Genomic DNA, 9,710 nt, shown 5'->3' with positions numbered 1-9,710 from the left:
CTTAATTGCTTTGACATCTTCATAAATCATTTTAGCAAAACGAGCAGAAGCCCCTGCTCCTCCTAAATGCTGACTCAAATCTTCATAATTTACCAACATCTGAGAACGATAAGCTTCATCATTTAAAATCAAATCGAGCTCATCGCTGATATTTTGAGGATTACAATACTGCTGAATCAATTCTTTCACAACAAACTTATCGACAACCAAATTCACAAGAGAGATATACTTGATATTCAAAAGCATTTTACCCAAACGGTAGGCTAAACTTCCCCCACTCATTTTATAACATACCACCTGAGGAATACGAAGTAAAGCTGTCTCTAGAGTTGCTGTCCCTGAGGCTACCAATGCCGCTTTAGATTGTTGTAACAAATCGTAAGTTTGTCCGTAAACGAAGCTTAGCTTGCTGTTTTGTGATACTGATGCATAAAACTCTTTAGTGATAGATGGTGCAGCCGCCACGACAAACTGATAATCGGGAAAACGATCTGCAACCTTGAGCATCACAGGAAGAATACGTTCAATTTCCTGCTTTCTGCTACCGGCTAATAAAGCAATAATTGGTTTGTGAGGTAATTTATTTCGCTCAACAAATTGATCAAAGCTTTCCTCCTTGTTATCTCGATTCTCTATAGCATCTAAAAGAGGGTTACCACCAAAGCTAACCTCGTAGTTGTGCTTTTTATAAAATTCGGTTTCGAAAGGAAAGATTGTAAACATGCGATCGACATGAGCCTTAATCTTTTTAACACGCGATTCTTTCCAAGCCCAAATCTTAGGTGAAATATAATAGTGAACCCGAATACCATGCTTCTTGGCAAAAGCAGCCATTCGTAGATTAAAGCCTGGGTAATCAACCAGAATTAAAACATCAGGTGCGAAAGCTAAAAGATCTGTTTCGCAAAGGGTGAAATTAGCGCGAATCGTCTTCAGATTTTTCAATACCGTAACGAAGCCCATAAAAGCCGTTTCACGATAATGCTTCACCATCTCACCTCCTTGTGCCTGCATCAGGTCACCTCCCCAAAATCGAAAATCTGCATGAGCATCTTCGTTCTTAAGTTCTTTCATTAGGTTTGAGGCGTGAAGATCACCAGAGGCTTCACCTGTTATGATGTAATATTTCATAGTTTATAAAAACAAGGTTAAAGGATAAAGTGAAAAGAGGTTAAAGGAAAAAAGGTTAAAGTGAAACAAGCTTAAAATCTATCAAAATCAACTTATCAGCACATTGTCACATCCACAATTCATCACAGACCAACTCGGAAAAGAAGGACAATAAATGAATAAACGATTGTTGCAAGAAGGACTCCGCGGGCAGCTTTCAACCAATCCAATTTGATGAAAAGAAAAAAGCAAACCACATTTCCAAAATAAACGGCTACAGCCATCATCTTGGCGTAAATTTTAAGAACCAACACCCCATCAATAAATTGAGAAAGAGTCATATCATGACGAGAATTTACCCAGTAAGCAATGAAGATTGACAGAATGGGCACAATCAACCCAAGAATAGCACCAACGTAAGAATTATTAATCAATGACTTCATAATCCCAAGTTTTAAGGTTTTCTAGAACATGATGAGCTGTCATATCAATCTGAGTTGGGACAACTGAAGCATATCCATCTTTAATCGCACTTTCGTCGGTATCATCAGCATGAGGTTCCGCATTTTTAAACTGCCCAGTTAACCAATAGTAATCAACACCAAAAGGATCTTTGCGATGATCGAATTCTTCTTTCCACATGCCATCAGCCTGACGACAAACACGCACGCCCTTAATATCGCCCTCAGGAAAGTTCACATTTAAACAAATACTACGGGGTAAACCATTCTTCACCACATTCTCAAATATCTTACGACCATATTTAATACATTGAGAAAAATCAGCCTTACCTTCAAAACTGTCTAAAGAAAAACCAACTGAAGGAATTCCAGCTAAACAGCCTTCTATGGTTGCTCCCATAGTTCCAGAATACAGAACACTTACCGATGTGTTTGCACCATGATTAATCCCTGAAACAAGAAAATCGGGTTGACGTGGAACAATTTTATTTAAAGCCAACTTAACACAGTCAACAGGAGTACCCTTACAGGAATAGACCTTCACATCTTCCGCTTCTCTTATCTTACGGACACGAATAGGCACTTCAACCGTTATGGAATTCGATTTACCCGAATTGGCACGATTTGGCGCCACAATATAAATTTCACCTAGCCCCTTAACCATCTCGTAAAGAGCCTTAATGCCTTTAGCATTAACGCCATCGTCATTGGTAATCAGTATCAGAGGTTTATTATTTGTATGATTCATTTCGATGTATTTTGTAAGACAGACAAAGATATCGAATTATGCTTGAAGATAGAACAAATGCATATTAAAAATTCTGCTTGTTGTTTGCCGTAAAATTCCTACTTTTGTAAGCTTGAAAATAGATGATTACAGAGGCCATCTCACATTTCTGATGACAAGTTGGCTCAGTCTTTATTTTCCCAATCAATGAAATTATCAGAATAAAACCCTCATATAATGAAGATATCGTACAAATGGCTGAAAGACTACATCGATGTAGATTTGACGCTTGCTGAAATGGATAACATTTTAACTCAAATTGGTCTTGAAGTTGGTGGTATTGAAAATATCCAATCAATAAAAGGCGGCCTTGAAGGCTTGGTAATTGGAGAAGTGAAAACTTGTATTCCACATCCAGGTTCTGATCACTTACATATAACCACAGTTGATGTAAACTCGGAGGAGTTGTTACCAATTGTGTGTGGTGCTGCAAACATCGCTGCCGGGCAAAAAGTGGTTGTAGCCACAGTGGGAACTGTTCTATACGATGGCGATGAGAGTTTTGTGATTAAGAAATCGAAGATCAGAGGCGAACTGTCTTTGGGAATGATTTGTGCCGAAGATGAAATTGGTTTAGGCCAAGGTCACGATGGTATTATGGTATTGAATGGTGATGCTACCGTGGGAATGCCTGCTAAAGAGTATTTCAATATTGAGGACGACACTTGCATTGAAATTGACTTGACTCCTAACCGTATTGACGGTGCTGGTCATATTGGTGTAGCTCGCGACTTAGCAGCTTACCTGAAACAACAAAAAGATATCGACTATAAAATTCCATCGGTTGAGGATTTTAAAGTAGAAAATACGAACACAGCTATCGAAGTAATTGTTGAGAACGAAAAGGCTTGTCCTCGTTACTCAGGGGTATGCATTAGTGGTGTTAAAGTAGCTGAATCGCCAGAGTGGTTACAAAACCGTTTAAAGGCTATCGGACTTAAGCCAATCAACAACATTGTGGATATTACCAACTATGTGTTGTTTGAAACCGCTCAACCATTGCACGCTTTCGATTACGCTAATGTAAAAGGTGGAAAAGTTATCGTGAAAACATTACCTGCTGAAACCAAGTTTACAACACTTGACGAGGTAGAACGTGAATTGCACGAAAACGACTTGATGATTTGCAATGCTGAACAACCAATGTGTATCGCAGGTGTCTTTGGTGGCTTGGAATCAGGAGTAAGTAATGAAACAACTGACATCTTCCTTGAGTCGGCTTATTTCGATTCTGTATATGTTCGTAAAACGGCTCGTCGTCAAGGTTTAAATACCGATGCGTCTTTCCGTTTCGAGCGTGGTACCGATCCTAACAACACGGTATATGCTTTGAAAAGAGCAGCCCTTTTAATTAAAGAAATTGCTGGTGGAACCATTTCATCAGATCTAATTGATATTTACCCAAACCCAATTGCAGACTTTAAGGTTGAAGCTAATATTGCTAAAATTGAAGGTTTAATTGGAAAGAAAATCGGCAAAGAAACCATCATCAAAATTCTTGAAGCTTTAGAAATTAAAGTGGACAAAATTGATGGCGATCAAATGAGTTTATTGGTACCTCCTTACCGTGTTGATGTAACACGTGAGGCTGATATCGTTGAAGAAGTTTTACGTATTTATGGTTTCAACAATGTTGAAGTGCCTAACAAGGTAAATGCTTCTTTAAGTTATGCTCCAAAACCTGATGAGCACAAGCTTAAGAATATGCTTTCGGATATGCTTAGCTATGGTGGTTTCAACGAGATCATGAATAACTCACTTTCTAAAGCTAGCTATTACGAAGGTTTAGAGAGCATCGAAGAAGATCATACGGTTCGTATTAAGAATCCTTTGAGTTCTGATCTTAATGCCATGCGTCAATCATTATTATTTGGTGGTTTAGAAGTTGTAGCCTATAATATCAACCGTAAGAATGCAGATCTTAAGCTCTACGAGTTCGGTAAATCGTACCACCATATCGTAAACGAGGAGAATGAGAATCCAGTAGATAACTACTTCGAGAATCAGCACTTATCTCTATTTATGTGTGGTGCAAAAGCATCTACAAACTGGAATCTTAAGGAAGAGCCTACCTCTTTCTTCCATATGAAAGCTTATACTGAGAATCTTCTAAAACGTTTAGGTTTCAATATTGAGAAGCTTAGAATTAATGAAATGGAGAGCGATATTTTCACTGAAGGTTTAACTTACGGTGTGAAGAAAAAAGTATTGGTTGAAATGGGTATGGTTAATGGTAAATTGCTAAAGAATTTTGGCATTGACACTCCTGTTTATTATGCTGATTTCAAATGGGAAACACTTTTGGCTGAAGCCACTAAAAACAAGGTGAACTACGTACCAATAGCGAAATACCCTTCAGTTAAGCGCGACCTGGCTCTTTTGATTGACAAAAACGTAAGCTTTGCTGAAATCAAGACCATCGCTTTCAACTGTGAGAAAAACCTATTAAAATCTGTTTCTCTATTCGATATTTACATCGATGAGCAATTGGGTGCTGATAAAAAATCATATGCCGTGAGTTTCATCATTCAGGATACTGAAAAAACATTAACTGACAAGCAGATTGATAAAATCATGCAAAAGCTAATCAAAAGCTACGAAAAACAATTAGGCGCTCAGTTGAGATAAACTGATTAGAAATATATTTAAAGCCGGTTTCATAATGAAACCGGCTTTTCTTTTTGAGTTAAAATTACAATTCGCCCCGATTACAGAGCACTTTTTTTTATCGACTTATAAGTTTATTTTTCTGGTTGCGTATTCATAACTACATACCAATCCCATTCATTAGGATTTCCCGCACCTACACTACGAGTATAACGGAATACGCCAACTTTCTTGCCACTTTCCAGGTATCTCGAAACAATAGCCAAATGACTAATAGAATTCCAAATAGAATCCAAAGGATAATTTACACCCTCCTCTGGGAAAAGAATTTGAAAATCATCACTATCAGGCATATCAATAGAATCCTGCAGCATTAAGAATTTTCTTGGGTGGTATAAACTATACGGATACATACGTTCCCCAGTACCACTCCAAATTATCGTTCCTTTGAATATCGGCTCACTTTTAGGTTCGTAATACAAACCCAAGCTACCAAAATCTCCTGGAGACACATAATCTACACGAATAGGCAGAGTATCCGAATCGTTAAACTCCGAATGCAAAAACAGCTCCGTGCCACCTTCAAACTCATAATCTGTGTAATTTACTTGTAGCAATACAACACTATTTTGATGATGATGATCGTAGTAAACATAGGTATCATCATCTGTACAGCCAATAAGTAAACTAATCATCAAAACAAACATCAATTTCTTCATCACTTCAGGCTTTAATAGTTAAAAGCTTTATTACCACAAAAATAGTACCGAATTGAAACGACACAATTGGTTAATAAAGCTGTGCTTTGCAATAAGATACAAAAGTTAAAAAAGCTTACCCTAAGCACTTTCAAAATAGACAGTGTGAATCTTAGTTTATATTTTTCATTATTCTATGGGAAACGTTCCAAACAACCACGTATTGCTTGACCACATAACGAAGAACGTCTAGTATGGAAAATAAAGTATACAATGCCACAATTGGCGATGCCAGAGAAAAGGCATAAGAAGTTTGATTATCAATTCGAATTTTACCAATTCAATTTCGAAACAACTTTATCCACAGATTTCTCAAATTAGCACAAATTTAATTTGTGTCCATTTGCCTAATTTAATAGCAAGCTCATTAACATGTTAGTGGCTTCTTTTATTTTTCTCGAATCAGATGATCATGCTAATCGGTATTTAATACCAACTCAACATTTTAAGAAAGCTAAAAATATAGCACAATAAAAATATTGTTTATCCATAATTTTTAATTTCAGTTAAACCCCTGCAAATACAACGGTTTTGCAGTTTTATCATAAATTATGATAAAAATCCTTTCTCTATATCTATTGTCTTTTACAATATATTTTCTAATTTCAGTATCCAAACGATTTTTATTTATATAAACGGTTGATATTTCAACCCTAAAACTTCTAAAAATGACTGATGAAACTGCAACAAAAACGATTGATGAATTGGTTCTTGAAATTCCTGAAGACCAAATTATTTCGCCGACTATTCCCGTAGACATAACCATTGGTGAGGCCGGAGAACTTCATCAAAATGCAATGGAAGACATAGTAGCGCTTTTGGCTAAAGGACTTAGCGAAAATAAAATTCAGGAGCTTACACCAAGAGCTAAATTTCTGCAAAATAAACAATCGGCATGGACTGCTGTTTATCAATCGGCACTAACAAGCACGCAGCAGTGGGAAGAGAAAATTGATGAAGGCAGACTTTTGCAACGCGAATTAAAGTACGATTTTCAGTTTGCCTACCGAAACCATCCCAATATTCTGAAAAAACTATCGAACATAGTGGATGGTAGCGGCAATATGGATTTGATTCAGGACCTGAGCGATTACCCTGCTTTTGCACAACAATATCCTGAACCTTTAACAGCTATACTTTTTGATGCGACTAAAACGGAGCGCGCCAAACAGCTATCGCTCGATTTGGTAGACCTGATGAACCAGGTAGATGGAGTAAAAAACAGCAGAAACAGACCGGAAAAACTAATGCGCGACAGAGCTTACACTTACCTGAAACAATTGGTTGACGAAATTCGTGCCTATGGCAAATATGCCTTTTGGAACAATGAAGAAAAACAAAAGCGATATTCGAGTGAGTATATGCGCAACTCCAGAAAAACAAAGAAAGAAAATATCGAAGAGCAATAGGAGCTGAAACCCCTGCGATAGTTGACCTGTTTGCTGTAAGGAGCATAATTTACCTGTAAGGAATACCAAAATACCTGTAAGGCGTGTATTTTACCTGTAAGGAGCATCAATTTAACCGTAAGAACATATTTTTCAGGTGTAAGGGGATTAATTCGACTGTAAGTAATATCCATTAGCCTGTAAGGAGTAGGAATGCAAGCAATGGGTTTCAATTTTTTATAATGATAACACACAACTAGACCTAAGGCATCCTAAGCGAAAGCTTGGGGTGTTTTTTTATCACAAATACCCCATGCCTACTCTACTATTTATAATAATTCCCCAAAATATTTTACAGTATTTATATTTGATGTTTACTCCTAATTAGTAAATTCGTGAGCTGTTGTGTTCAAGTTTTTGCAAAACAGGAAACGGGTTACACCACCAAAAAGTGAACAATACTGATCTATATAATATGAATTATTCACTTTTAATCACGAGATATTTAAAATAGTTGCACTTATAAAGTGCATATACTAATAAGTTACCAACAATTTATGAGAACAACGAGATTAGTATTTACATTTTATAAGTCATTTGCATTTTCAAGCTTGATGATTACATTATCTTGTTTAAGTATTATTTACGAATGGGGGATTAGTACTTTTATAGTATTGTTTTGGTTTAAGATCATTACTCTCGCTTTGGTTTTTTATTATATCCACAACTTCAAAAAGGATGTGTTTTTTTACTATAAAAATCTAGGGTTAACAAAAAAACATTTGTGGATTCCGGCTCTAACTTTTGATATGTTCCTATTTCTGATATTAGTAATTCTAACATTAAAGATTAAATGATAAATACACTTGAAGTTGACAGTGTTATTTTGGAATTCGACACGAAAAGAATTTTTCAAAATGTGTATTTGAAAAGTGAAACGGGGAAAATTACTGGACTATTAGGGAGAAATGGAACAGGAAAATCATGCTTAATGAAGATATTGTTTGGAGAACTTATTCCCAATGATAAATCAATTCGAATAAATGGTGATTCTCTAATTAGTACTTATCGCTCTCCCAAAGATTTAAAATACTTACCCCAAACTAGATTTATACCTAGCTCTTTAAAGATTAAAAGAATTTTCGATGATTTTAATCTAGATTTTGCCGACTTGATAATCTATTTTCCTGAACTTGAAAAATTTCGCACGTCTAAATTGTGTGATTTATCAGGAGGAGAAAGACGTATTATTGAGATTTATATAATATTGGTTTCTGAAACTAAATTTTGCATGCTAGATGAACCTTTTTCTCAAGTTATGCCTTTGCATATAGATACAATCAAGAGACTGATTTTAAGAGAAAAAGAAAATAAAGGAATAATAATCACAGACCATATGTACAAACATATAGTTGATATTTGTGACAATTTATACGTAATCAGCGATGGTACAACTTATTTGACAAACGGTATTCAAGATTTAGAAACTCTAGGTTACGCCCGAGTAAATGAACAATAAACGGTTGGTAATCGAGTAGGCTGCCGCTAGGCTATTAGCCTAGCGGAGAACCTCTCACACCACCTTTATATTTTCATCATTAAAATGAATAATAAAAAAGACACAGACTTTCCCAATCGCCAATCAATCCGATTAAAAGGCTATGATTATTCGCAGCAAGGGTTGTATTTTATTACGATTTGCTGCCAGGATAGGGTTCATCTATTTGGTGAGGTTATTCAGGGTGAAATGGTATTGAATGATGCGGGTAAAATGATTGCAAAATGGTATCAGGAATTGGAAAATAAATACCCCGATAAAATTTGCCATCAAATGGTGGTTATGCCCAACCATTTTCATTGTATTATTGAAAATGTTCGGGATAACAATAATAATGTATCGGATAATACCAATAACGTATCGGGCGACCACGTAGGGATGTCCCTACGTGGTCATCCGATACGTGGTTTCCCCGAACCCGTAACGTACGGGATGGAAAATAAAATATACAATGCCACAATTGGCGATGCCATTGGTTGGTTTAAAACCATGACAACCAATGCATATATTCACGGGGTGAAAACACAAAACTGGAAACGGTTCAATAAACGATTGTGGCAACGCAATTATTGGGAACACATTATCCGTAATGAACAATCGTTCGATAGAATTTCAGTATATATTGCAGATAATCCGAAAAATTGGAAGGCAGATAAATTATTGACAGATTAAATCAGGATCATTTAAACAATTTCCTTTATCGTAAATACTCTCCCCTGAAACTGAACCTCATCGCCAACAGTTTTATCTTTTAACAAACCTCCAATTGGGGAAGCTAGAGAAATGGCATAACAAATTTCATCATCAATTTGAATTTTGCCAATGCCAATAGATATAAAATAAGTCCCTTTATCTGTTTCCACAAGACTACCAAAAGCAACTTTATTAAATTCTTTTGTAATGTCGATTCGTGCAAGTTCTTTTCGATTTTTAGCTGTCTGATTCAGCAAAACTTCATTCTTTTCAATCTCAATCTGCATCATCTCGCGACCTGTTTCGAACTTATCGCCCGCACTACTCTTGGTATCATTGTTTCTAGCG

At 36.3% G+C, this 9,710-nt stretch carries 9 protein-coding genes; 4 read left to right on the top strand and 5 right to left on the bottom strand.

Annotated elements, in window-relative coordinates; translation table 11 throughout:
• The 3 genes from lpxB to surE form a co-directional block, all read right to left on the bottom strand.
• Positions 1-1,131 (bottom strand): lipid-A-disaccharide synthase (lpxB, locus tag ABY905_RS10055; RefSeq protein ID WP_372643197.1); only part of this gene is annotated, 1,131 nt, incomplete at its 3' end.
• Positions 1,132-1,253: 122 nt separating this feature from the next.
• Entirely contained in the window at positions 1,254-1,553 is a 300-nt protein-coding gene (locus ABY905_RS10050) for a hypothetical protein (protein WP_372643195.1), read from the bottom strand.
• Positions 1,537-2,319: a 5'/3'-nucleotidase SurE gene (surE, locus tag ABY905_RS10045; protein WP_372643193.1), complete on the bottom strand. Its 783-nt coding sequence runs from the start codon at positions 2,317-2,319 to the stop codon at positions 1,537-1,539. Before surE ends, ABY905_RS10050 begins: the two co-directional genes overlap by 17 nt.
• Positions 2,320-2,535: 216 nt before the next feature.
• On the opposite strand from surE, the gene pheT reads away from it, so the two are divergent.
• A complete protein-coding gene (gene pheT / locus ABY905_RS10040; RefSeq protein WP_372643191.1) occupies positions 2,536-4,986 on the top strand; it encodes a phenylalanine--tRNA ligase subunit beta in 2,451 nt (816 codons plus the stop codon).
• 113 nt (positions 4,987-5,099) lie between these two features.
• On the opposite strand, the gene ABY905_RS10035 is transcribed toward pheT, so the two are convergent.
• Entirely contained in the window at positions 5,100-5,684 is a 585-nt protein-coding gene (locus tag ABY905_RS10035; protein ID WP_372643189.1) for a hypothetical protein, read from the bottom strand.
• Between the two features lie 707 nt (positions 5,685-6,391).
• Here ABY905_RS10035 and ABY905_RS10030 point away from each other — a divergent pair.
• From ABY905_RS10030 to ABY905_RS10020, 3 genes are all read left to right on the top strand, one after another.
• Entirely contained in the window at positions 6,392-7,132 is a 741-nt protein-coding gene (locus tag ABY905_RS10030; protein ID WP_372643186.1) for a hypothetical protein, read from the top strand.
• A 904-nt stretch (positions 7,133-8,036) separates the two neighbouring features.
• Complete coding sequence (locus ABY905_RS10025) at positions 8,037-8,630, top strand: ATP-binding cassette domain-containing protein (RefSeq protein ID WP_372643183.1); 594 nt, start codon at positions 8,037-8,039, stop codon at positions 8,628-8,630.
• An 84-nt stretch (positions 8,631-8,714) separates the two neighbouring features.
• On the top strand, positions 8,715-9,341 hold the full coding sequence (locus tag ABY905_RS10020; RefSeq protein ID WP_372643180.1) for a transposase: 627 nt from the start codon (positions 8,715-8,717) through the stop codon (positions 9,339-9,341).
• An 11-nt stretch (positions 9,342-9,352) separates the two neighbouring features.
• On the opposite strand, the gene ABY905_RS10015 is transcribed toward ABY905_RS10020, so the two are convergent.
• On the bottom strand, positions 9,353-9,710 hold a 358-nt coding region (locus ABY905_RS10015; RefSeq protein WP_372643177.1), incomplete at its 5' end, for a hypothetical protein.

This window comes from Ancylomarina sp. (assembly GCF_041555295.1).
Lineage (GTDB): Bacteria > Bacteroidota > Bacteroidia > Bacteroidales > Marinifilaceae > Ancylomarina.
This window is presented reverse-complemented; position numbering and strand designations above follow the sequence as displayed.

What these genes read in the sequence shown, in the direction of transcription:
- ABY905_RS10050 (WP_372643195.1), bottom strand. Translation starts at nt 1,553, where the DNA reads ATGAAGTCATTGATTAATAATTCTTACGTTGGTGCTATTCTTGGGTTG.
- surE (WP_372643193.1), bottom strand. Translation starts at nt 2,319, where the DNA reads ATGAATCATACAAATAATAAACCTCTGATACTGATTACCAATGACGAT.
- pheT (WP_372643191.1), top strand. Translation starts at nt 2,536, where the DNA reads ATGAAGATATCGTACAAATGGCTGAAAGACTACATCGATGTAGATTTG.
- ABY905_RS10035 (WP_372643189.1), bottom strand. Translation starts at nt 5,684, where the DNA reads ATGAAGAAATTGATGTTTGTTTTGATGATTAGTTTACTTATTGGCTGT.
- ABY905_RS10030 (WP_372643186.1), top strand. Translation starts at nt 6,392, where the DNA reads ATGACTGATGAAACTGCAACAAAAACGATTGATGAATTGGTTCTTGAA.
- ABY905_RS10020 (WP_372643180.1), top strand. Translation starts at nt 8,715, where the DNA reads ATGAATAATAAAAAAGACACAGACTTTCCCAATCGCCAATCAATCCGA.